This window comes from Pseudomonas sp. H3(2019) (genome assembly GCF_007713465.1).
Classification (GTDB): Bacteria; Pseudomonadota; Gammaproteobacteria; order Pseudomonadales; family Pseudomonadaceae; genus Aquipseudomonas.
This window is the reverse complement of sequence record NZ_VMSG01000007.1, coordinates 69,126-92,727: the sequence shown is the minus strand read 5'-3', so window position 1 is coordinate 92,727 and position 23,602 is coordinate 69,126. Positions and strand designations below refer to the sequence as shown.

General features: G+C 61.3%; 20 protein-coding genes, 1 tRNA gene and 2 riboswitches. Of the genes, 17 read left to right on the top strand and 4 right to left on the bottom strand.

Going from position 1 to position 23,602, the window contains the following annotated elements:
- Positions 1–27: 27 nt before the first annotated feature.
- The 3 genes from FPT12_RS09480 to FPT12_RS09470 are packed head-to-tail and all read right to left on the bottom strand — an operon-like array spanning position 28 to position 3,979.
- Positions 28–1,188 (bottom strand): iron-containing alcohol dehydrogenase, encoded by a 1,161-nt coding sequence (locus tag FPT12_RS09480; RefSeq protein ID WP_145015967.1) that lies wholly within the window; start codon positions 1,186–1,188, stop codon positions 28–30.
- A 3-nt stretch (positions 1,189–1,191) separates the two neighbouring features.
- Positions 1,192–2,583 (bottom strand): aldehyde dehydrogenase family protein, encoded by a 1,392-nt coding sequence (locus FPT12_RS09475; protein WP_145015965.1) that lies wholly within the window; start codon positions 2,581–2,583, stop codon positions 1,192–1,194.
- Between the two features lie 22 nt (positions 2,584–2,605).
- Complete coding sequence (locus FPT12_RS09470; RefSeq protein ID WP_145015963.1) at positions 2,606–3,979, bottom strand: glutamine synthetase family protein; 1,374 nt, start codon at positions 3,977–3,979, stop codon at positions 2,606–2,608.
- 213 nt (positions 3,980–4,192) lie between these two features.
- Between FPT12_RS09470 and FPT12_RS09465 the strand changes: the two genes are divergently transcribed.
- From FPT12_RS09465 to FPT12_RS09390, 16 genes are all read left to right on the top strand, one after another.
- Positions 4,193–4,510, top strand: a complete 318-nt coding sequence (locus tag FPT12_RS09465) for a non-heme iron oxygenase ferredoxin subunit (protein WP_145015961.1) — start codon at positions 4,193–4,195, stop codon at positions 4,508–4,510.
- Positions 4,511–4,599: 89 nt separating this feature from the next.
- Positions 4,600–6,048 (top strand): Fe-S cluster assembly protein SufB, encoded by a 1,449-nt coding sequence (sufB, locus tag FPT12_RS09460; RefSeq protein WP_145015959.1) that lies wholly within the window; start codon positions 4,600–4,602, stop codon positions 6,046–6,048.
- 16 nt (positions 6,049–6,064) lie between these two features.
- The gene (gene sufC / locus FPT12_RS09455) at positions 6,065–6,829 is read left to right on the top strand and encodes a Fe-S cluster assembly ATPase SufC (RefSeq protein WP_145015957.1); all 765 of its coding nucleotides are present in this window, start codon (positions 6,065–6,067) and stop codon (positions 6,827–6,829) included.
- Positions 6,826–8,136: a Fe-S cluster assembly protein SufD gene (gene sufD, locus FPT12_RS09450; protein WP_145015955.1), complete on the top strand. Its 1,311-nt coding sequence runs from the start codon at positions 6,826–6,828 to the stop codon at positions 8,134–8,136. Before sufC ends, sufD begins: the two co-directional genes overlap by 4 nt.
- The gene (locus FPT12_RS09445) at positions 8,133–9,410 is read left to right on the top strand and encodes a cysteine desulfurase (protein WP_145015953.1); all 1,278 of its coding nucleotides are present in this window, start codon (positions 8,133–8,135) and stop codon (positions 9,408–9,410) included. Before sufD ends, FPT12_RS09445 begins: the two co-directional genes overlap by 4 nt.
- Entirely contained in the window at positions 9,403–9,861 is a 459-nt protein-coding gene (gene sufU / locus FPT12_RS09440; RefSeq protein WP_178098672.1) for a Fe-S cluster assembly sulfur transfer protein SufU, read from the top strand. The genes FPT12_RS09445 and sufU overlap by 8 nt, the downstream gene beginning before the upstream one ends.
- 6 nt (positions 9,862–9,867) lie before the next feature.
- Positions 9,868–10,716: a putative Fe-S cluster assembly protein SufT gene (sufT, locus tag FPT12_RS09435; RefSeq protein ID WP_178098671.1), complete on the top strand. Its 849-nt coding sequence runs from the start codon at positions 9,868–9,870 to the stop codon at positions 10,714–10,716.
- A gap of 24 nt (positions 10,717–10,740) precedes the next feature.
- Positions 10,741–10,995, top strand: a complete 255-nt coding sequence (locus FPT12_RS27825) for a DUF255 domain-containing protein (RefSeq protein WP_218570717.1) — start codon at positions 10,741–10,743, stop codon at positions 10,993–10,995.
- Positions 10,996–11,054: 59 nt separating this feature from the next.
- Positions 11,055–11,402, top strand: coding sequence for a carboxymuconolactone decarboxylase family protein (locus FPT12_RS09425; RefSeq protein ID WP_145015949.1), 348 nt, complete (start codon positions 11,055–11,057; stop codon positions 11,400–11,402).
- A gap of 143 nt (positions 11,403–11,545) precedes the next feature.
- Complete coding sequence (gene fdnG, locus FPT12_RS09420; protein ID WP_145015947.1) at positions 11,546–14,611, top strand: formate dehydrogenase-N subunit alpha; 3,066 nt, start codon at positions 11,546–11,548, stop codon at positions 14,609–14,611.
- Positions 14,611–15,561 carry a formate dehydrogenase subunit beta gene (fdxH, locus tag FPT12_RS09415; RefSeq protein ID WP_145015945.1) on the top strand — a complete coding sequence of 317 codons (951 nt, stop codon included), beginning with the start codon at positions 14,611–14,613 and terminating at the stop codon, positions 15,559–15,561. The genes fdnG and fdxH overlap by 1 nt, the downstream gene beginning before the upstream one ends.
- On the top strand, positions 15,558–16,211 hold the full coding sequence (locus FPT12_RS09410; RefSeq protein ID WP_145015943.1) for a formate dehydrogenase subunit gamma: 654 nt from the start codon (positions 15,558–15,560) through the stop codon (positions 16,209–16,211). The genes fdxH and FPT12_RS09410 overlap by 4 nt, the downstream gene beginning before the upstream one ends.
- A 4-nt stretch (positions 16,212–16,215) precedes the next feature.
- Positions 16,216–17,142 carry a formate dehydrogenase accessory protein FdhE gene (gene fdhE / locus FPT12_RS09405; RefSeq protein ID WP_145015941.1) on the top strand — a complete coding sequence of 309 codons (927 nt, stop codon included), beginning with the start codon at positions 16,216–16,218 and terminating at the stop codon, positions 17,140–17,142.
- Positions 17,143–17,227: 85 nt separating this feature from the next.
- Entirely contained in the window at positions 17,228–18,658 is a 1,431-nt protein-coding gene (gene selA, locus FPT12_RS09400; RefSeq protein ID WP_145015939.1) for an L-seryl-tRNA(Sec) selenium transferase, read from the top strand.
- Positions 18,655–20,574 carry a selenocysteine-specific translation elongation factor gene (gene selB, locus FPT12_RS09395; RefSeq protein ID WP_145015937.1) on the top strand — a complete coding sequence of 640 codons (1,920 nt, stop codon included), beginning with the start codon at positions 18,655–18,657 and terminating at the stop codon, positions 20,572–20,574. The genes selA and selB overlap by 4 nt, the downstream gene beginning before the upstream one ends.
- Before the next feature lie 6 nt (positions 20,575–20,580).
- A tRNA-Sec gene (locus FPT12_RS09390) sits at positions 20,581–20,676 on the top strand.
- 59 nt (positions 20,677–20,735) lie between these two features.
- Here FPT12_RS09390 and FPT12_RS09385 read toward each other — a convergent pair.
- On the bottom strand, positions 20,736–21,686 hold the full coding sequence (locus FPT12_RS09385; RefSeq protein WP_218570716.1) for a magnesium transporter: 951 nt from the start codon (positions 21,684–21,686) through the stop codon (positions 20,736–20,738).
- Between the two features lie 145 nt (positions 21,687–21,831).
- Positions 21,832–22,007, bottom strand: a riboswitch (M-box (ykoK) riboswitch).
- A gap of 409 nt (positions 22,008–22,416) precedes the next feature.
- A riboswitch (yybP-ykoY riboswitch) is annotated at positions 22,417–22,575 on the top strand.
- 33 nt (positions 22,576–22,608) lie between these two features.
- Here FPT12_RS09385 and FPT12_RS09380 point away from each other — a divergent pair.
- Positions 22,609–23,601 carry a sodium:calcium antiporter gene (locus FPT12_RS09380; protein WP_256676683.1) on the top strand — a complete coding sequence of 331 codons (993 nt, stop codon included), beginning with the start codon at positions 22,609–22,611 and terminating at the stop codon, positions 23,599–23,601.
- Position 23,602 lies beyond the last annotated feature (1 nt).

Below are 23,602 nucleotides of genomic sequence, written 5' to 3'. Positions count from 1 at the left end.
GGCTTTTGAGCAGGGTGAATAGTAGCTCTAGAGCCGGCCGTGATACGCCGCGTCGAAAATCTCTACCGCGCCATTTCGTGTCAATGGCAGCGGGTTACCGCTGGCGCAGGGGTCGACAATCGCCATGTCGGCGATCAGGTCGACCTGCCGATCATCCACTCCCAGCTCAAACAGCGTATGCGGCACGCCGATGTCCTTGCGCAACTTGAGGACGAAGGCCAGAAAACTGTCGAAGCCCGGAGTCGGCAGACGCAGGTAAGCCGCCAGGCGGGTGATGCGTTCCTCGATGGCCGGGCGATTGAACTTCAAGACATAGGGCATGAAGGTGGCATTGGTCATGCCGTGATGGGTGTCGTACAGGGCGCCGACCGGATGTGCGAGCGCGTGCATCCCGCCCAGACCTTTCTGGAAGGCGGTGGCGCCCATCGCGGCGGCCGCGAGCATTTCCGCGCGCGCCTCAAGGTCGGAGGGTGTGCGTACTGCCCGCACCAGGGCGTTGGCCACCAGGCGCATGCCTTCTACCGCAATCCCTTCGGCCATGGGATGAAAACCGGGGGCGCAGTACGACTCCAGGCAATGCGCAAAGGCATCCATGCCGGTGCCGGCGGTGACCTTGGCCGGCATGCCAACGGTGAGGGCTGGGTCGCTGATGACCACCCGCGGCATCATTTTTGGATGGAAGATGATCCGTTTGGTGTGTGTACGCTCGTCGATGATCACCGCTGCGCGGCCGACCTCGGACCCCGTACCCGCCGTGGTCGGCACCGCAATTATTGGGGCGATGCTGCTTTCATCGGCGCGGGTCCAGTAGTCGCCGATGTCTTCGAAATCCCACACCGGTCGGGTCTGGCCGCTCATGAAGGCGATCAGTTTGCCCATATCCAGCCCACTGCCGCCGCCGAAGGCGACCACGCCATCGTGTTTGCCGGCACGCCAGGCGTCGAGCCCTCCCGCCAGGTTGGCCTCGACCGGGTTCGGCTTGAGGTCGCAAAACAGTGCTACGCCGAGGCCGGCGGCGCGCAAGGATTCCAGCGCCGCGGTGGTGATCGGTGCGCGCGCCAGACCACTGTCGGTGACCAGCAACGGTCGCTGGATACCTTGGCTGCGGCAGGTGTCGGCCAGCTCGGCGATACGGCCAACACCGAAGTGGATGCTCGTGGGGTAGTTCCAGTTCGCGGTCAGGCTCATGGCTCAGATCTCATGGCGCAGATGGAAGGATTTGGCTCGGGTCAGGTGTTCGTAACCGATGCGCGACAGCGATACGCCGCGCCCGCTGTTTTTCACCCCGGTCCAGGCCAGGGCCGGGTCCAGGTAATCGCAGCGGTTCATGAATACGCTGCCGGTGGCGATCTCGTCGCCGATACGTTCGGCGGCGGCGAGGTCCGCCGTCCAGATTGAGGCGCTGAGCCCGAATTCGCTGTCGTTCATCAAGGCGATGGCTTCGTCGTCGCTGGCAACCGGCATGATGCCGACCACCGGACCAAAGCTTTCCTCGCGCATCACCGACATTTGATGGCTGACATCGACTAACACCTGCGGCGCGAGGTAGGCGCTGCCGGGCACATCCGCTGGAAAGGTCTTTGGATCGATCAGTGCTTTAGCACCTTTTGCCAGCGCTTCGGCGATCTGCCCACGCACGAACTCGGCAGCTCCCGGATTGACCAACGGGCCGAGGGTGGTGGCTTCGTCCAGCGGGTTGCCCAGCACATATTGGCGGGTCAGGGCGGCAAAGCGCTCGACAAACGCCGGGTAAATTGTTTGATCGACATAGATACGTTCGACGGCGCAGCAGCTTTGCCCGGAGTTGAAGAAGCTGCCGTCCACCAGGTTTTCCACGGCATGCTCAAGGTTGGCGTCTGCGCGGACGTAGGCCGGGTCTTTGCCGCCGAGCTCCAGCCCGATGCCGAGGAAGCGCCCGGTGGCGGCGATTTCGATGGCTTTGCCGGCTTCGACCGAACCGGTGAAGTTCACGTGCTGCACCCGTCCCGAGGCAATGATCGCCGCGGTATAGGTGTGATTGAGCAGCAGGTTATGGAACAGCCCTTCGGGCAGGTTGGCGCGGCGAAAGGCCTCAGCGAAACGTTCACCGACCAGCAGCGTTTGCGAGGCGTGTTTGAGAATGACGCTGTTGCCGGCCATCAGCGCCGGGATGATCGTATTGACCGCCGTGAGGTAGGGGTAATTCCAGGGTGCGATAACCAGCACCGTACCCAGCGGCTCGCGTTTGATCTGGCGTCGAAACCCCACGACAGGCGCAGGTTCGACCGCTGCCAAGGCTTCAGGTGCGATGGCGATCATATGCCGGGCACGCTCTTCGAATCCGCGCAGCTCGCCAGCGCCAAAGCGTACCGGGCGGCCCATTTGCCAGGCCAGTTCCGGCACTATTTCGTCTTTCATGGCCAGCATCGCGTCCACGGCGGCACTGCATAAAGCGGCGCGTTCGCTCAGTGGCCGGCGTTTCCATGACGCCTGGGCGGCTGCGGCAGCCGTCAGCGCCTGCTCGATCTGCGTCGCATTGGCGCAGTGGCGTTCGGCGTAGACCCGGCCATCGACCGGGGAGATGAGTTGAATCATCGACGTCATGGCTGCCTCAATAATGGATTGCTCAATAGCGCTCAAAACCGCGCTGCAGTTCCCAGTCGGTTATCCGTCGGTCGTACTCTTTCTGCTCCCATTCGGCGGTGTGCACGTAGTGGTCGACCACTTCGTCACCGAACGCCTCGCGCAACATGCTCGAGGCCTTGAGCGCGGCGCAGGCTTCGCGCAGGGTCTTCGAGACTTCCGGCAAGTGTTCGTCGAGGTAGGCATCGCCTTCAAAGGGTGGCGCCAGGCTGAGCTGCTCGTCGATACCGGCCAGGCCTGCGGCGATCAACGCGGCGAAGGCCAGATAAGGGTTGAGGTCGGCGCCGCCGATGCGGCATTCGATGCGGATGGATTTGCTGCCTTCGGCGCACAAACGAAAGCCTGCGGTGCGGTTGTCCCGACTCCAGATCGCCCGGGTCGGCGCGAAAGTGCCAGCCTGGAAGCGCTTGTACGAATTGATGTAAGGCGCGAGAAAACAGGTGATGTCGTTGGCGTACTTGAGCTGCCCGGCCACCCAGGCACGCATCAGCGTCGACATGCCGAACTCGGCCTTGGGGTCGAAGAACAGCGGCTTTTTGCCATTCTTGTCCCACAACGAGTTGTGGATATGGCTACTGGACCCGGCGGCGTCATAGCGCCACTTGGCCATGAACGTGATCGCCTTGCCCTGCAATTGCGCGATCTCTTTGCAGGCGTGCTTGATGATCACGTGCTGGTCGGCCATGGTCAGGGCATCGGCATAACGGACGTTGATTTCTTCCTGGCCCGGGCCCCATTCACCCTTGGAGTTTTCCACGGGAATGCCGGAGGCCTGCAGGTGTTTGCGAATCGCCCGCAGCACTGGCTCCTCGCGGGTGGTCTGGAGGATGTTGTAATCCTCGATGTAATGGCCGGCGGTTTTCGGCTTGTGGTAGTTGCGCTCGTGGATGGCCTCGTAACTCTCGTCGAACAGATAGAACTCCAGTTCCGAGGCGAACATGCCGCTGTAGCCGCGCTCACGGAGTCGCTCGATCTGCTTTTTCAGGATTGCCCGCGGGCTGTGGGGCAAGTCCTGCCGATGGTGGTGATCGAGCACGTCGCAGAGCACCAGCGCCGTGCATTCCAGCCACGGCACGCGGCGCAAGGTGGCCATGTCGGGTTTCAGCACGAAATCGCCATAGCCTTTGCTCCAGCTGGCGGCGGCATAACCTGGCACCGGTTCCATGTCGATGTCGTCGGCCAGCAGGTAATTGCAGCAGTGGGTTTCTTCATGGCCGCTGTCGATGAAAAACTCGACCTGGAATCGCTTGCCGACCAGTCGCCCCTGCATATCGACCATGCAGACCAGCACGGTATCGATATCACCTGCGGTAGCGGCGAGTTTCAGTTCTTCGAAGCTGAGGAGGGGCTCGGTCATCACGTCAGTCCTGCGTGAGTGGTTTGGGCCTGTCTGAAATAGCTGTTGCAGACGCTCTTCAGAAAAACCCAAAACCTGCAGGCGCGAGCATCGTGAGCAATGAGCTGCTGAAAGCTTAGCCTACTGCTGCCGGGCGCAAGTCTCGGTGATCGGATCCCGACGAGTCGGCAGCAGATCCAGCAGCTAAAATGACACTCAAGAGGGAGTGGCACTATGAGTGAGTTCGTCAAGGTCGCATCTGTGGGGGATATCGAACCGGGTAACGGCATAACCGTGGACCTTGGGGGTACGCCCGTCGCGCTGTTCAATGTCGATGGCCGGTATTTCGCCATCCACAACACCTGCCCGCACGAAGACGGTTCGCTGGGAGACGGAATACTCTGCGACAACGTGGTGATTTGCCCGGTTCACGCCTATGAGTTCGACGTGACCAGCGGCGAATGCCTCACAGAACCGGCTTACCAGGTCGAACAGTTCGAGGTCCGGGTGGACGGCAACGACATCCTGTTACGGCAATCGTCGGATGTTTGAACGCCAGGGGCTAGCTCGGGTCGTAAGGAACAGGGAAGGAGTATAGTTAAACGATCACATGGTCCTGCCAACAGCAGGAGGCATCCGCGATGAGCACTGACAATGCGAGGATCCGCGAACTCAGCAACCGGGCCTACAAGTACGGCTTTGTTTCTGATTTTGAGAGCGACGCGGCCCCGCGCGGGCTCAACGAAGACCTCGTCCGCCTGATCTCGGCAAAGAAAAACGAGCCACAGTGGCTGCTCGACTGGCGTCTGAAGGCGTATCGCCACTGGCTGACAATGCGCGAGCCCACCTGGCAGAACGTCCACTTCGATCCCATCGACTACCAGGACATCATCTATTACTCGGCGCCGAAGCCGAAAACCCCGGGGCCCACCAGTCTTGACGAGGTCGATCCCGAGCTGCGCGAGATGTTCGGCAAGCTCGGCATCTCGCTCGCCGAACAGGAACGCCTGACCGGCGTTGCGGTGGATGCCGTGGTCGACTCGGTCTCGGTAGCGACTACCTTCAAGCACAAACTCGCCGAAGTCGGGGTGATCTTCTGCTCGTTCTCCGAGGCCGTGCAAAACCACCCGGAACTGGTGCGCAAGTACCTCGGTTCGGTGGTGCCCTACAGCGACAACTTCTTCGCCACACTGAACTCGGCGGTGTTTTCCGACGGTTCCTTCTGCTACGTGCCCAAGGGCGTGCGTTGCCCGATGGAGCTGTCGACCTATTTCCGTATCAACGCCGCGGACACCGGCCAGTTCGAGCGCACGCTGATCGTTGCGGAGGAGGGCGCCTATGTGAGCTACCTCGAGGGCTGCACCGCACCGATGCGCGACAATAACCAGTTGCATGCGGCGGTGGTCGAACTGGTCGCGCTGGATAACGCCCAGATCAAGTACGCCACGGTGCAGAACTGGTACCCGGGCGACGCCCAGGGACGCGGCGGGATCTTCAACTTCGTCACCAAGCGCGGCAAATGCGCAGGCGCGCATTCGAAGATTTCCTGGACGCAGGTTGAAACCGGCTCCGCGATCACCTGGAAATATCCGGGAGTGATTCTCCAGGGCGATTATTCGGTCGGCGAGTTCTATTCGGTCGCCCTGACCGCCAATCACCAACAGGCGGACACCGGCACCAAGATGATCCACATCGGTCGGCACACGCGCAGCACCATTCTGTCCAAGGGAATATCCGCCGGTCATGGGCAGAATACCTATCGCGGCCTGGTGAAAATCCAGAAAGGCGCAACCGGTGCCCGCAACCATACGCAGTGTGACTCGCTGCTGCTGGGCAGCGAGTGTGGCGCGCACACGTTTCCTTATATCGATGTGAAGAACCCCAGCGCCCAGGTCGAGCATGAGGCCTCCACGTCGAAGATCAGCGACGAGCAGCTGTTTTACTGCCGGCAGCGCGGCATCAGCGCAGAGGATGCGGTGCCGATGATCGTCAACGGCTTCTGCCGCGAGGTGCTCAAGGAGCTGCCGATGGAGTTCGCGGTGGAAGCCCAGAAACTGCTGGGTGTGAGCCTGGAGGGCTGCGTGGGCTAAGGCCCGGGGTGGGAGCATGCTCGAGATCAATGATCTGCACGCCAGCGTCGACGGCCGTGAAATTCTGCGGGGCATCACGCTGCGGGTTGAAGCGGGCGAGGTGCACGCGATCATGGGGCCGAACGGCTCCGGCAAAAGCACGCTGGCCCAGGTGCTCGCAGGCCTCGAGACCTACGAGGTCAGCGGCGAGGTGCTGTATGACGGCCAGGACCTGCTGGCCATGCCGCCGGAAGCGCGGGCGGTTGCCGGGATTTTCCTGGCGTTTCAGTACCCGGTGGAAATCCCCGGCGTCGGCAACCTGTACTTTCTGCGCACGGCCCTCAACGCCGTGCGCAAGCAGCGCGGGCTCGAAGAGCTGGATGCGCTGGATTTCCTTGAACTCGCCAAGGAGCGCATGGCGCTGGTCGAGATGGACCAGAGCTTCATGAACCGCTCGGTCAACGTGGACTTTTCGGGGGGCGAGAAGAAGCGCAACGAGATTTTCCAGATGGCGATTCTAGAACCCCGGCTGGCGATCCTCGACGAGACCGACTCGGGCCTCGACATCGATGCGCTGCGGACAGTCGCAGCTGGCGTCAATGCGCTACGCAGCAAGGATCGCGCGCTGCTGGTGATCACCCACTATCAACGACTGCTCGACTACATCGTCCCGGATCGCGTGCACGTCATGGCTAACGGCCGGATCGTCCAATCCGGCGGCAAAGAGCTGGCCCTCGAGCTGGAGAAACACGGCTATGCGAGCTATGAGCAGGATTCTGCAGCGCCCGGAGCCAGGCCATGAACAGCGCGGCGTTCCTCACGCAGCTCACCCCCGGATCTGACGCTGGGCATCCGGCCTGGCTGCAAGCGTTGCGCCGCGCCGCGTTCCAGTGGGTGACCGAGCAGGGCTTTCCCACGGTCAAGGACGAAGCCTGGAAGCACACGCGAGTCGCGCCGATCCTGGAGATTCCTTTCCAGGCGGTCGAAACGGACGCGAGTCGGGACCTGTCCGCCGTCAACATCGAACGACTTGCCGGTAACTACGGCGGTGTGCGACTGGTCTTCGTCAACGGCTATTTCGCCGCTGAGCTGTCGGCACTTGAAGGACTGCCCCACGGCGTTAAGGTGTGCCCATTTGCAGCACTGCTGAACGCCGACAACGGCGTGCTCGAAAGCCTGTTCGCCCACGCGTTTCGCTCACGGCCGCAAGCCTTTACGGCGCTGAATACCGCGTTCGCCGAGGACGGGGCGTTGGTGCAGATTCCCGCCCACACGACGCTCGACGCCCCGATCCATCTGGTGTTTCTTTCGACGTCGGACGCCACGCCACGGGTGACCCATCCGCGTGTCCTGGTGCAGATGGGGGCAGGGAGCCGGGCGACTCTGGTGCAAAGCCACGTCGGCAGCGGGAACGAGGTCTACTTGAGTAACGCGGTCAGCGAGGTGCTGCTCGACGCTGACGCCACACTTGAGCATTACACGGTGCAGAACGAGAGCACGGCGGCATTCCATGTCGCGCTGCTCAGCGTGCGCCAGGCCCGAGGCAGCCACTTCATCGCGCATTCCCTGGCACTGGGCTCGAAACTGGCACGGCAGGAGCTGCGCGTGGTACTCGAAGGCCCCGGCGCGCGGGTCGCGTTGAACGGTCTGTACCTGCCGCGAGGTCAGCAACACCTGGACAATCAGACGACCATCGAGCATCAAGCGCCGAGCTGCACCAGCCGCGAACGCTACAAAGGCGTGATCGATGATCATGGGCATGGAATCTTTGACGGACGGATCATCGTGCGTCCGGGGGCGATGAAGACCGATGCCAGCCAGACCAACAAGAATCTGTTGTTGTCGACGTCGGCCCAGGTCAACTCTCAGCCTCGGCTGGAGATCTTCGCCGATGACGTCAAGTGCGCTCACGGTGCCGCCGTTGGCCAACTGGATGAACAGGCCATTTTCTACCTGCGCTCACGGGGGATTCCGCTGGCGGCAGCGCGATCGCTGCTGACCTTTGCGTTCGTCAGCGAGATGCTCGAGCTCATTGAGCTGGAGCCGCTGCGCGAGCATGTGCAGCGACTGGTCACCGCGCAATTGCGCGGGCGGGAGGTGGTGGCATGAGCGACCTCGAATACCGCCTTCACGGGCTAGCGAAACCGTTACACCTTGCGCCAGGCTACGACGTCGAACGTGTGCGCCAGGCGTTCCCGATTCTCGCGGAGACGATCTACGGCAAGCCGCTGATTTACCTCGACAGTGCCGCGACCAGCCAGAAGCCGCAGGCGGTCATCGATGCCATGTCGCACTTCTTTTCAAAGGAGAACGCCAACGTGCACCGTGGCGTGCATTATCTTTCGGTACGCGCCACCGAGGAGTACGAGAAGGCTCGGGCCAAGGTCCAGGGCTTCCTCAATGCCGAGTCTGTCGAAGAGATCGTCTTCGTCCGCGGCACGACCGAAGCGGTCAACCTCGTGGCGCAAACCTATGGCAAGACTCAGCTCCGTACTGGCGACGAGGTGCTGATCACGGCCATGGAACACCATTCGAATATCGTGCCTTGGCAGATGCTCTGCGAGCAGACCGGCGCGCGGCTGCGGGTGGCACCGATCAATGACGCCGGCGAACTGCTGCTCGATGAGCTGGAACGGCTGATCGGGCCCCGGACCCGGCTGGTGGCTGTCACTCATGTCTCCAATGTGCTCGGTACCATCAACCCGATCCGGCGCATTGTCGAACTCGCCCACGCGCGGGGCGTACGCGTGCTGGTCGACGGCGCCCAGGCGGCTCCGCACTTGAAGGTCGACGTCCGAGCGCTGGGCTGCGATTTTTACGCGCTGTCAGGCCACAAGATGTACGGTCCCACCGGTATCGGCGTGCTCTACGGCCGTCACGAGCTGCTCGAAAGCATGCCGCCTTATCAGGGCGGCGGCGACATGATTCTCTCGGTCAGCTTCGAGAACACTGTCTACAACAAACCGCCGTACAAGTTTGAAGCGGGAACCCCGAACATGGCCGGCGCTATCGGCCTCGGCGCGGCGATCGACTTTCTCGCTGAACTGGGGCCAGAGGCGATTGCGGCTCACGAGCAGGTCGTACAGGCCTACGCACTGAAGGCGCTGGCGACAGTGCCTGGCCTGCGGCTGATCGGTACGGCAGCAGAGAAGGTCGGTGTTCTTTCGTTTGTCCTCGACGGCATCCACCCGCACGATATCGGCACCATCCTTGACCGCGAAGGGATCGCGATTCGCACCGGGCACCACTGCGCACAGCCCTTGATGAACCGTTTCGGCGTGCCCGCCACGGCTCGCGCTTCACTCGGTTGCTACAGCACCGAGCGTGATATCGATGCGCTGGTGGCGGGGCTGGCCAAGGTTCAGGAGGTGTTCCGTGAGTAGCGACGAACTGCGCGAGCTTTATCAGGACGTGATCATTGACCACGGTAAGCGGCCGCGTAATTTTCACCCGCTTGATGACGCGACCTGTACGGCGGAGGGTTTCAATCCGCTGTGCGGCGATCAGTTGAAGATTTATCTCCGGCTTGCGAACGGGGTGATCGAGGACATCAGCTTTCAGGGCGTTGGCTGTGCCATCTCCCAGGCCTCGGCATCCTTGATGACGTTGGCGGTGAAGGGGAAAAAACCGGAAGAGGCGCAGGCACTTTTTGCCCGGGTGCATACGTTGCTCACCGAAGGGCCAAACGCCCGGGTGACACCCGGGGAGCTCGGTAAACTCGCGGTGCTTTCAGGCGTTTGGGAGTTTCCGGTGCGGGTCAAATGCGCCACTCTGGCCTGGCACACGCTGCGTAGCGCCCTCGAAGGTGGCGCCTCGCAGGTCACGACGGAGTAATCAGCCATGGCAGCCACATTACCAATCCCGCGTATTCACCTGCGCGAACCGGCACGCAAAGTTTTGCTCGATGCCCTGGCGGACGGGCATGTGCGCGGTGTGCGGCTCAGGATCGATGAGCATTTCGCCCATGAGTTTTTCTTCGAACGCGCTGCCGAAGGTGATCTCACGGTCGAGGCAGACGGCATCAAGCTGTTGCTCGATCCCGCGAGCGCAGAGCGCGCGGATGGCTTGTCCATCGATTTCGAGTACGACCTGCATGGCGCCGGCTTCCATTTCGATAACCCGAACAAACCGGGCTACCTGCAACCGATCGAACTCACGCGTGACTGCGCGGTGACCCTGATTCCGGGCGGGGAGCGGCTGCAACTGGGCCGTGGCGAGCGGGTGGTGGTGACCCAGGCGCTCGGTGGCAGCTTCACGGTTCAAATCTCCAGGGGCCGGTTGGCGCGGATCGCCGCCGCTGACGCCGATGCTCTGGGCCAGGATGCGCTCCCGCAAGGGCAACCTCAGGCGAGCGTGCAACCGGCGGTCAGCGGCGCTTTCGACATCCAGCAGGTGCTCGACATGTTGCGTACCGTCTACGACCCGGAGATTCCGGTGAATGTGGTCGATCTCGGGTTGATCTACCAGTGTGAAACCCGCTTGCTCGCCGACGGCGGCCAGCGAGTCGAGATCAAGATGTCCATGACCGCGCCCGGTTGCGGAATGGGCGATGTACTGAAGGAAGAGGCGCGCACCAAGGTCCAGACTCTCCCAGGGGTCAGCGAGGTCGAGGTCGAGATCGTCTGGGACCCGCCCTGGGATCAAAGTCGCATGTCCGAGGCGGCGCGCTTGCAGTTGGGGCTGTTCTGAGGAGCCCGGTGTGAGGAGCCAGCCATGAGCAATCGACTCGCCAACGAGACTTCGCCCTATCTGCGCCAGCATGCAGAGAACCCCGTCGATTGGTATCCGTGGGGTGAGGAAGCGTTCCGCCGTGCACGCGACGAGGACAAGCCCATCCACCTGTCCTGGCCTTTGCCGAGAATGTGCCCATCGGCGCGGGCCGGCATGCGCTCGCGGGGCAAATCAGCGCCTATGTCTGCCGAAACCACTCGTGCGAACCCCCGGTCACCAGCGCCGAGGAGCTTGTAGAGCGCTGCCTGAAGTGAAGGGCCGAAACTGAATCGAACCGTCAATGCGAGGAGACTACGATGGACAACAAGAGCGATCACAACCCATTCACCTATCAACGCCTGAAACATCAATACCCTGATTATTTCAGCGCCATGGAGGCCTTGGGTACCGCGGTGCATCAGGCCGGCCCGCTGGACGAGAAAACCGTTCAGCTGGTTCAGCTCGGTGCCGCGGCGGCCATCCGCTCGGAAGGCGCAGTGCACAGTCATACCCGACGGGCACTGGCAGCCGGTGCGACGACTGAGGAGATCCATCACGCACTGATCGCTTTGACCAGCACGATCGGCTTCCCGACGGTCATTGCGGCGATGAGCTGGGTGGATGATGTGATCGGAAAAAGAGGCAATGACGCGCCAGAGCTCTGAGTACACCGCCGACGACCGGGTTTCATTACATCCCGTGCAATCTTGACTATAGTTTCAAGTGTCGGCGGCCGTCGTTCAGTCACCGTGTTCGTCCAAGATTTCCCGGGCAGTTCCGGGTAACTCCACCTGATCAGGAGCGCACGATGGACCTCAACCGTCGTCAGTTCTTCAAGGTCGCCGCTATCGGCCTTGGAGGCTCCAGCCTGGCTGCGCTGGGTATGGCCCCCGCGCCAGCCTTCGCCGAGCAAGTCCGCCACTTCAAGCTGGCCCATACCCATGAAACCCGCAATACCTGCCCCTACTGTTCGGTGGGTTGCGGCTTGATCATGTACAGCCAAGGCGATGCGGCCAAGAACGTCAGCCAGAGCATCATCCACATTGAAGGGGATGCCGACCACCCGGTCAATCGCGGCACGCTGTGCCCCAAAGGCGCAGGCCTGCTGGACTTCGTCCATAGCCCCAGCCGACTGCAATATCCGCAGGTACGCAAGCCGGGCAGCAAGGAGTGGACGCGGGTGTCCTGGGATGAAGCGCTGGATCGCATCGCCGACCTGATGAAGGCTGATCGCGATGCCCACTTCATCGAGAAGAATGCCCAGGGCCAGACGGTCAACCGTTGGCTGACGACGGGTTTTCTCGCCGCCTCGGCGTCCTCCAACGAAGCCGGTTACATGACTCACAAGGTCGTTCGCAGTCTGGGCATGCTGGGGTTCGATAACCAGGCACGTGTCTGACATGGCCCGACGGTGGCAAGTCTTGCCCCAACGTATGGCCGAGGTGCGATGACCAACCACTGGACGGATATCGCCAACGCGAATCTGGTTCTGGTCATGGGCGGTAACGCCGCCGAAGCCCACCCTTGTGGCTTTAAATGGGTGACCGAAGCCAAAGCGCACAACCAGGCGCGGCTGATCGTGATCGACCCGCGTTTCACCCGCACCGCCTCGGTGGCCGACTATTACGCGCCGATCCGCACCGGCACCGACATCGCCTTCATGGGCGGTCTGATCAACTATTTGCTCACCGAAAACAAGATCCAGCACGAGTACGTGCACGCCTATACGGACGTGTCGTTCATCGTCAAAGCCGACTTTGGCTTCGAGGACGGGCTGTTTACCGGCTACGACGCAACCAAGCGCACTTACAGCGACAAGTCCAGCTGGGGCTATGAAATCGGCGAGGACGGTTTCGCCAAAGTCGATCCGACCCTGCTGCACCCGCGTTGCGTCTACCAGTTGATGAAGCAGCACTACAGCCGCTACACCCTGGAACTGACGAGCCTGATCTGCGGCATGCCGCAAGACGCCATAATGAAAATCTGGGAAGAAATCGCCACCTGCTCGCAACCGGGCAAGACCATGACGATTCTCTATGCGCTGGGCTGGACCCAGCATTCGACCGGCTCGCAGATGATTCGCAGTGCGGCCATGGTGCAACTGCTGCTGGGCAACGTTGGCATGCCGGGTGGGGGCGTCAATGCGCTGCGCGGGCACTCCAACATCCAGGGCCTGACCGACCTTGGGTTGCTGTCGAACCTGCTGCCCGGCTACCTGACCCTGCCGGGCGATGCCGAACAGGACTACGACGCTTACATTGCCAAGCGTGCGCTCAAACCGTTGCGGCCCGGGCAATTGTCCTACTGGCAAAACTACGGCAAGTTCCACGTCAGCCTGATGAAGGCCTGGTACGGCGCCAACGCTACCGCCGACAACCACTGGGGCTACGACTGGCTGCCGAAGCTCGATATCCCCGGCTACGACATCCTGAAAGTGTTCGACATGATGTCCAGCGGGCAGGTCAACGGCTACGTCTGCCAGGGCTTCAATCCTATCGCCGCCTTGCCTGACAAGAACCGGGTGATGGCCGCGCTGGCCAAACTCAAGTGGCTGGTGGTGATGGACCCGCTCGCCACCGAGACTTCGGAATTCTGGCGCAATGTCGGGCCTTACAACGATGTCGAAACGGCCGGCATCCAGACCGAAGTCATCCGCCTGCCCACCACCTGTTTCGCCGAAGAGGACGGCTCACTGGTCAACAGTGGCCGCTGGCTGCAATGGCACTGGAAGGGCGCCAACGGCCCGGGACAAGCACGCACCGACATCAAGATCATGAGCGAGCTGTTCATCCGTTTGCGTCAGCGCTACCAGGCCAACGGCGGGACTTTCGCCGAGCCGATTCTCAAGCTCAACTGGCCCTACAAGGTGCCTGACGATCCGACACCGGAAGAGCTTGCCAAGGAGTTCAATGGCTACGCCATTGCCGACGTCACCGACGCCACGGGCACGACGCTCAAGGCCGGGCAGCAGCTGTCCGGTTTCGCCCAGCTCAAGGACGACGGCAGCACGGCATCGGGCTGCTGGATCTTCTGCGGCAGCTGGACCGAGCAGGGCAACCAGATGGCCCGTCGCGACAACAGCGACCCTTTCGGGATGAAGCAGAACCTGGGATGGGCCTGGGCTTGGCCGATGAACCGGCGCATTCTCTACAACCGCGCTTCGGCCGATCCGAAAGGCCAACCCTGGGACCCGAAAAAGCGTCTGGTGTGGTGGAACGGCAAGACCTGGGGCGGTACCGACGTGCCCGACTACAAGGCCGATGTACCGCCGGACGCGGGCATGAACCCGTTCATCATGAACCCCGAAGGGGTGGCGCGTTTCTTCGCCCTCGACAAGATGAACGAAGGTCCCTTCCCGGAACATTACGAACCGTTCGAAACGCCGATCGGCATCAATCCGCTGCACCCCACCAACAAGAAGGCAACCAGCAACCCGGCCGGGCGCATCTTCGATTCGGTCTGGGACTCGCTCGGGACGGCGAAGGATTTCCCCTATGCCGCCACGAGCTACCGGCTCACCGAGCACTTCCACTTCTGGACCAAGCATTGCCCGATCAATGCCATCACCCAGCCCGAGCAGTTCGTCGAGATTGGTGAAGCCCTGGCCAAGGAGAAGGGGATTGCCCCAGGCGATCGGGTACGGGTCAGCTCCAAGCGCGGGCATATTGAGGCGGTGGCGGTGGTGACCAAGCGGATTCGTCCGCTGCAAGTCAACAACCAGACCGTGCACCAGATTGGCATTCCGTTGCACTGGGGTTTCACCGGGGCAACCCGGCATGGCTACCTGACAAACACCCTGGTGCCGTTCCTCGGTGACGGCAATACACAGACCCCGGAATCCAAGTCGTTCCTGGTCAATGTGGAGAAAATCTGATGGCCAACCAAGACATCATTGCCCGTTCGGCCACCACCACCTTGCCGCCCTCGGTACGTCAACAGGAGGAAGTCGCCAAACTCATCGATACCACCAAATGCATCGGTTGCAAGGCCTGCCAGGTGGCCTGCTCGGAATGGAATGAATTGCGCGACGAGGTCGGTCACAACCATGGAACCTACGACAACCCTCAGGACCTCAGCGCCGAGACCTGGACCCTGATGCGCTTCACCGAACACGAAACCGACGCCGGCAACCTCGAATGGCTGATCCGCAAGGACGGCTGCATGCACTGCGCGGAACCCGGCTGCCTCGCAGCCTGCCCAAGTCCCGGGGCGATCATCAAGCACGCCAATGGCATCGTCGACTTCGATCAGGATCATTGCATCGGCTGCGGTTATTGCATCACCGGCTGCCCCTTCAACATTCCGCGCATTTCGCAAAAGGACCACAAGGCCTACAAGTGCACGCTGTGCTCGGACCGGGTGGCGGTCGGACTGGAACCGGCCTGCGTCAAGACCTGCCCGACCGGCGCCATCGTGTTCGGCAGCAAGGAGGACATGAAAGAACACGCCGCCGAACGCATCGTTGACCTCAAGTCACGGGGCTTCGAGAACGCCGGTCTCTACGATCCCGCCGGCGTCGGCGGCACCCACGTGATGTACGTCCTGCATCACGCCGACCAACCATCGCTGTACGCCGGCTTGCCGAATCAGCCGGCCATCAGTCCATTGGTCGGGCTGTGGAAAGGCATGAGCAAACCACTGGCGTTGTTGGCCATGGGGGCCGCGGTGCTGGCGGGATTCTTTCATTACGTGCGTATCGGCCCGCAGCGCGTCGAGGAAGACGGGCATCCGCCCGGCAAGGACTCCAGCGTGCATGAGGTCGACCCGACTGTGCATGTCTATGACCCGAACACGCCAGGATCGCAGGAGGACAGGCGACCATGAAAGACAAAACGATCCTGCGCTACAACGCCAATGAGCGCACTAACCACTGGCTGGTGGCGATTCTGTTTTTCATGGCGGCCCTGTCGGGTCTGGCACTGTTCCACCCGTCGCTGTTCTGGCTCAGCCAGTTGTTCGGCGGCGGGCCCTGGACGCGGATCCTGCACCCCTTCATGGGTGTGCTGATGTTGGTGTTTTTCCTCGGGCTGGTGATCCGCTTCTGGCGGGCCAACTTTTTCATCGACAATGACCGCCTGTGGCTCAAGCGGCTCAACCGGGTGATGCGCAACGAAGAGGAGGGCGTACCGCCAATCGGCAAATACAACCCTGGGCAGAAGCTGCTGTTCTGGACCCTGCTGGCCTGCATGCTGGTGCTTCTGTTTAGCGGGGTGGTGATCTGGCGGGTCTATTTCAGCCAATACTTCGGTATCACCTCGATTCGCCTGGCGATGCTGTTGCATGCCTTGGCGGCGTTCGTGCTGGTGCTGAGCATCATCGTGCACATCTACGCCGGCATCTGGATCAAGGGCTCGGTCAGCGCGATGCTGCATGGTTGGGTCAGCCGTGCCTGGGCGAAGAAACATCATGCGCTCTGGTACCGCGAGGTCACGCGCGACAAGAACCCCGACAGCCAGATAAGCAAGAAAGGATGATGCCTTGAGCACGATACTCGAGCCCGGACAAATCGAGGCGGCGGCGAGCACGCCGCCGTTCCTGCGCCTGCCGCCGCACAACCTGTTCACCTTGCGTGCTGAGCGCCTGGAGCGCCTGGCCAACGGACATCCACTGGCCGATTTCCTGCGGCTGGCCGCCGACCTGTGTCACGTCCAGCAAAGCCTGTTGGACGAGCCACCGCTGGCCCCGGCGCCGGACCCTGAGCGTCTGTTGTTGTGCCAGGAACATGGCTTGCCGCCTCTGGCCGCCGACAGTCTGGTGCGCGAAGACGGCTGGCTGCCATATCTGGAAACCTTGCTGCGGCGTTACCAGGCACCGCCGCGCTCGGCGGTGAAAAGTGCCGTGGCGACCTTGTACAACGCCAGTGTCGGGCAGCGCAAAGTCTGGGCAATTGCCTTGCTCAGCGGTCAGTATGCAGGGCTGCCGGCGGCGTTGGTGCCGTTTCTCGGCGCGGCCTTGCAGGCGGCATGGAGCCACTGGTTGCTCAGCCTGCCGGCGGGCGAACTGAAGCCTTGCGCCAGCCTTGGCCAATGCCCGGCCTGCGGTTCGCCGGCCATGGCCGGGGTGATTTACCAGCGGGGAAAATACAACGGGTTGCGTTACCTGGTGTGTTCGCTGTGTGCCTGCGAATGGCATGTGGTGCGGGTCAAATGCGTCTACTGCGAGCAAAGCAAAGGACTCAAATACGTCAGTTTCGAGGATGATCGGCATACGGCCAGCCAGGCGCCACTGCGGGCTGAAATCTGCCCCGGCTGCAACAGCTACCTGAAACTGCTGTACCTGGAAAACGACGCTGAGGCCGAAGCCCTCTCAACGGACCTCGCCAGCTTGACGCTGGACATGCGCCTGGACCTGGAAGGCTACCAGCGGCTGGCACCGAACCTGATGCTGGCGCCCGGGGGAGATTGATCACAGCGGCTACACTCAGGTTTCCGGGACCGGAGCCTGTTTGATTCCACTCCCGCGACGGTAAACCGTTTCAGGGAGCTCCTTGATGCCCGTAAAACTTGCCAGCGTCCCCGCGCGTTTACCTTCCATCGATAGCCTGTTGCGCAACGCCGCCTGCCAGCCGCTGGCTGAACGTTATGGCCGCGATGCCTTGCTCGCGACCCTGCGCCAGTTGCTCGACGATGTGCGTGAACCGGTTCAACGGGGTCAGCTTGACGCCATTGAGCTCACGGCTCAGGTATTGGCGGGGAGGGCCGGCGAACGCCTGGCAACCCAGCACCGAAGCCGGGTACGGCGAGTGTTCAATCTTACCGGCACGGTACTGCATACCAACCTCGGTCGGGCACTGTTGCCGGAGGAAGCGATCGAGGCGGTGCAACAGGCTGCCCGTTATCCGCTGAATCTGGAATTCGACCTGGCGAGTGGTGAGCGTGGTGATCGTGATGATCTGATTGAAGGCTTGATACGTGAACTGACCGGTGCCGAGGCGGTGACGGTGGTCAACAACAATGCAGCCGCCGTGTTGCTCGCGCTCAACAGCCTGGGCGCGCGCAAAGAGGGGATCATCTCCCGTGGCGAGCTGATCGAAATCGGCGGGGCATTCCGCATCCCCGACATCATGGCGCGGGCCGGGGTCAGGCTGCATGAAGTCGGCACCACCAACCGCACCCATCCCCGTGACTACGAAGCCGCCATCGGCCCACGCAGCGGTTTGTTGATGCGCGTCCACGCGAGCAATTACAGCATTCAGGGCTTTACTGCCCAGGTGCCGACCGCTGAACTGGCGCAACTGGCCCACCGGCACGGGCTGCCATTGCTTGAAGATCTGGGCAGCGGCAGTCTGCTGGACCTGACCCGCTGGGGCCTGCCCGCCGAACCGACAGTGCGCCAGGCGCTGGCCGACGGGGCCGATATCGTCACCTTCAGCGGTGACAAATTGCTTGGAGGTCCTCAGGCGGGACTGATCGTCGGTCGCAAGGAGTTGATCGCCCGAATCAAGAAAAATCCGCTCAAACGGGCCTTGCGCGTGGACAAACTGACCTTGGCCGCCCTCGAGGCCGTGCTGGGGTTGTACCGTGATCCCGATCGATTGGCCGAGCGCTTGCCCAGCCTGCGCCTGCTCACCCGCCCGCAAGCCGATATCCTCGCTCAGGCCGAACGCCTGTGTCCGCTGCTGGCGCGCGTACTGGGCGACGGCTGGGCGGTAACCGCGTTACCGGCACTGGGCATGATCGGCAGCGGCAGCCAACCGATTGCGCGCTTGCCAAGCGCCGCCTTGTGCTTGCGTCCGCAGGTGTCCAAACGCTTGCGTGGTCGGCAACTGCATGGCCTGGAAGCCGCTTTTCGGGCCTTGCCCATTCCGGTGCTCGGTCGCATCGACGACGATGCCCTGTGGCTGGACCTGCGCCAACTGGACGACGAAGCGGTCTGGCTTGCCCAACTCGACCAGCTGCAAGGAGTGGGGGAGGCCAGGTGATCGTCGGCACCGCTGGACACATCGACCATGGCAAAACGGCCTTGCTCAAAGCCCTGACAGGACAGGCCGGCGATCGCCATCGGGAAGAACGCGAACGCGGCATCACCATCGACCTGGGCTTCCTTTATGCACCGTTGGAACCTGGGGCGGAGATGACCGGTTTTATCGACGTGCCGGGTCACGAACGCTTCATCCACAACATGCTCGCCGGTGCCCAGGGCATTGACCTGGTGTTGCTGGTGGTGGCCGCCGATGACGGGGTCATGCCCCAGACCCGCGAGCATTTGGCGATTGTCGAGCTGCTGGGGATTCCACGGGCACTGGTGGTGATCAGCAAATGCGACCGGGTCGAGCCGGCACGGGTGCAGTCAGTACAAACCGAGGTCGCCGCATTGCTCGCGCCGGGGCCCTATTGCGACGCGCCGCAGTTCACCGTGTCGAGCCTGACCGGGGAGGGCATTGAAGCCCTGCGCCAGGCATTGTTGGTTGCCCAGCGTGAAGTCAGGCAGCGTAGCGCCAGCGGGGGATTCCGTCTGGCAATCGACCGCGCTTTCAGCGTCGCCGGCGCCGGTATTGTGGTCACCGGCACAGCGCTGGCCGGGCAGGTGAGGGTGGGCGACACACTCCTGCTGGGCCAGACCGGCAAGCCGGTGCGAGTGCGGAGTTTGCATGCGCAGAATCACGTCGTCGTCGAGGCGTGGGCCGGGCAGCGGGTGGCGTTGAACCTGAGTGCCGAACGCCTGGCCCTGGAACAAATCCATCGCGGTGACTGGCTGCTGGCCGAGTGGCTGTTCGCACCTACACAGCGCCTGGACATCGAGATGCAGTTGTTGACCAGCGAACCACGTGCCTTCGAACATTTCAGTCCGGTGCATGTGCATCTGGGCACTCAGGACGTCACCGCCCGGGTCGCCTTGCTGGAGGGCACGCGCCTGGAACCGGGGGCGCGGATGTTCGCGCAACTGTTGTTGAACACTTCGCTGCAGGCGGTGCATGGCGACCGTCTGGTTCTGCGTGATCAGAGTGCGCGGCGCACCCTCGGCGGCGGGCGAGTGCTCGACCCGTTTGCACCGGCCCGCCAGCGCCGCAGTCCGGCCAGGCTGGTGCAGTTGCAAGCGCTGGCCACCGGCGAAAGCCTGGAGCAAATACTGCCAGTGCTGCTTGCCAATAGTGACGCCGGGCTCGATCCATTGCGCTTGGAACGCCAGTTCAATCGCCTGCGCAGCACCTGGCAATTGCCGGCGGATGTCCGTGTCATTGCCACGCGCCAAGGTCCGTTATTGTTCAACACCGAACGCTGGGAGACGCTGAAAATCACGTTGCTGGAGCACCTGGCACACTTTCATCAACTTGAACCGGATGAGCTGGGCCCGGACCGGGATCGCTTGCGGCGGTTTTCGGCCATGTCGCTGGACCGACCGACGTTCATCTGTCTGCTCGACGAACTGCTGTCCAGCGGCGCCATTGCAGTCAGTGGACCGTGGCTGCACTTACCCGAACACCAGGTGCGACTGAGTGAAGAAGACGAGGCCATGTGGCAGCAGTTGCAGCCATTGATCGAGCAAGCTGGCTTCGATCCACCCTGGGTGCGCAACCTGGCCAAGGCCATTGGCCGTGACGAAGCTGCCGTGCGTTTGCTGCTGCGCAAAATGGCGAGACTAGGGCTGGTTCACCAGGTCGTCCGTGACTTGTTTTACCTCGATGCGTCGGTGCACCAGCTGGCGGCTATGCTGATGCAACTGGTCGACGACAATCCGCTGATTCAGGCGGCGGCGTTTCGCGACAAGGTAGGGATCGGCCGCAAGCGCAGCATCCAGATACTCGAGTTCTTCGACCGGATCGGCTTGACCCGACGGCTTGGCGACGAGCGTCGCATCCGTGCGGACAACGCCCTGGCACAGCGACCCGAGGACTGATTTCAAGGAAGGCAATCGCGTCCGGTGGCGCGGCCGGGCTTCAAACCCGGTTGGGGACGGCAGCCGTTCCCGGGCAGGTTCGACTCCTGCTGCTTTCCGCCATTTTTTCAAAGACAAGGCCGCCCCGGGATCTGGCGATTCGGGGCGGTCTGGCGGGTGGCTTAAGCCGGCAGGTCGGTCATCACCAGTTTGGCGATGTTGAAATAGATGACCAGGCCGGTACCGTCGATAAAGGTCGCGATGAAGGGAGCAGAGACCACTGCCGGATCAATGCGCATTTTTCTTAACAGCATCGGGATGATGGAGGAGACGATGGCGCTCCAGATGGTGATGGCGACCAGCGTCAGACAGACCACCATGGCGATCTCCGATCCCACGCCCAGCATCCACGCCCGGATCCAGGCCACGATACCGATCGCCAGTGCGATCATGAAGGAGGTGGTCACTTCCTTGCGCAGCACCGTACCGACATTTCGCAGGCTGACTTCGCCCAGGGCCATGGCCCGTACCAGCGTGGAAGTGATCTGGGTGCCGCTGTTGCCGCCAGTGCCAATCAGCAGGGGAATGAAGAAGGCCAGGGCGATGGCGGCTTCGAGCTGCTCTTCGAATACTTGCAAGATGGTGCTGGTGTAGGCTTCGGCGAGAAACAGTAGCAGTAGCCATGGCAAACGCTTTTTCCACAAGCTCCACGGGCTGGTGCTGAGGTAGGGCGTTTCCAGAGGCAGGCTTGCTCCCTGGCGTTGGGCGTCGTCGGTGCCTTCGTCTTGAATCAGTGCTGCGATTTCCTTTTCATACAGCACACCCAGCAGTCGGCCTTCGCTGACCACGGGAACGATGTCCACGCCTTTCTCGATCAGCTCCGGGGCGACATCGTGCCGGAGTTGATTCGGCGAAACCGAAAAGCGGATGGGCTTCATCAGATCGCGGACACAAAGGTCGGTGTTTTTCTCGGTAAGCAGTGTTTTGACCGACAACTGGCCATGCAACGTGCTATGCGGATCGGTGACAAAAATGTGGGCCGGAATATCATCGTCCGGCAGTTGCTTGAGCAGATGTTCCCTAGCCTGGTCCACCGTCATGTTGCCATTCACGGTGATGAGCAGAGGGCTCATGTAAGACACTACTGTGTCTTTCAGGCGGATATCCTTGAAGGTGGAAGGGGTAGCGCTTGCCATTGACATTTGAGGTAGTCCCCATAGCTGTTTTGACCACAAACAGTTCTCACATAGGGGCGTAAACCAGAGAAGAGAGTGCAGAAAGCGATCTCCACGTCTAAGTTTTGGCACTGTACAACGTATCCGGGCCACTCCGGCCGGAAGTCACTTTGGGCTAAACCTTAATCCGATAGAGCCTGTCTTAACCTTGGGCGTCTCTCGACGTCGTCAGATCAGTGACCTGTGTTTGTATAGGAGCCTCGCCGAACGAGATACTGCAACATTAAATACATCAGGGCGGTACCGATCTGGAGTCGGGCAACGCCGGTGTCAGTTCGCCGCTGTTTAATCACCTCATCAATAATAATTGCCATTAAAGAATATTCGGTAATCCCCTGAAGGATTACGTCCGGAACAAGAATAAGAGGGATTACCTTTGCTGTAACCCACTCGATGGATAGTGTTCAGCGTTCATTCAGAAAGTGATATTTTAGGTTTTTGGCAACATATAATGTTACAAATATTTGTGTCGGCTGTTTAAAGCACCTCCCGCGCCAGCTATATATGGGCCTGCAACAAAGTAATAGGGCGGAAGTTTGAAGTGCCGACTCTATTCGTGGTCATTTAATATGTTGTACCTGCAACTAAGCCGTTGACGCCTTTGTGCTTCGTCATTAGGATCGCCGCTCCCTTGGGGAGTAGCCGCCTTCGTTTCCGGAAGGGGTCACGTCAACATACTTGGCTCGCAAGCCATGGCGTGACCGGTCACATGACTTGGCAAGACCATTGGTGAAGATACCTGTCTGTGGGTCGGACGCGGGTGTCTGAACCATTGGCTCTTGTGTCCGGCCCCTCAGGTTTCCTCATGCATTCAATGCCCATGACGTTTGCGTTGCTGTTGGGCTCCGCGGTTGTCATCTATCTGGCTTGTGAATACTTCGTCAATGGCATCGAGTGGGTCGGTCGCAAACTTGCGGTCGGGCAACAAGCCACTGGTTCCATTCTGGCGGCCTTTGGTACGGCGTTACCCGAAAGCGTCATCACGTTTATTGCCGTTGTGTTTGGCGACACACCAGAGCAGAAGTCCCTCGGTGTCGGTGCTGCACTTGGCGGCCCTCTGGTTTTGGCGACGATCGCCTATGCGGTAGTCGGTGTAACACTCTTGCTGTGTCGTCAGCGCCTGGCGAATACCGAGGCCATCCGTCAGGACTTCAAACGACTCAGCCGCGATCAAGGATGGTTCCTCGCAATCTTTGTGGCGAAGATTGCGCTCGGTCTTGTCGTGTTCGTCTACAAACCCTGGTTGGGGGTGCTTTTCCTGGCGGCCTATGCGGCGTATTTCTGGAAGGAAATGCGTGGCGGGCAGGATGAAGAAGAGCATGAACTTGAGCCCCTGAAACTTGCGCCAGGCAAAGCGACTCCGTCGACCTCGGCGGCGGTGATTCAAACGCTTATCGCATTGGCGGTTATCTTCGCGGCCTCTCACTTCTTTGTGGGACAACTCGATGTCCTGGGGCCAATGCTGGGTATTCACCCACAACTGCTGGCCCTGTTGCTCAGCCCAATTGCTACCGAACTACCTGAAACACTGAATGCCATCATCTGGGTTCGGCAGGGTAAACACCGACTGGCCTTGGCCAACATCAGTGGCGCCATGATGATTCAAGCCACAGTGCCCACCGCATTCGGGTTGTTCTTTACGTCTTGGGCGCTGGACACGTCGCTGGTTCTGGCAGCAATTATCACCTTGATAGGTGTGGGCATCATGTTCTTCGCTTTCCGAAAGGGCATCATTTCGCGCTGGCTATTGGCATCGATGGTGTTGTTGTACATCCTCTTTGCAGTCCTTTTGAAGGTTCTTGATCTGGCGTAGC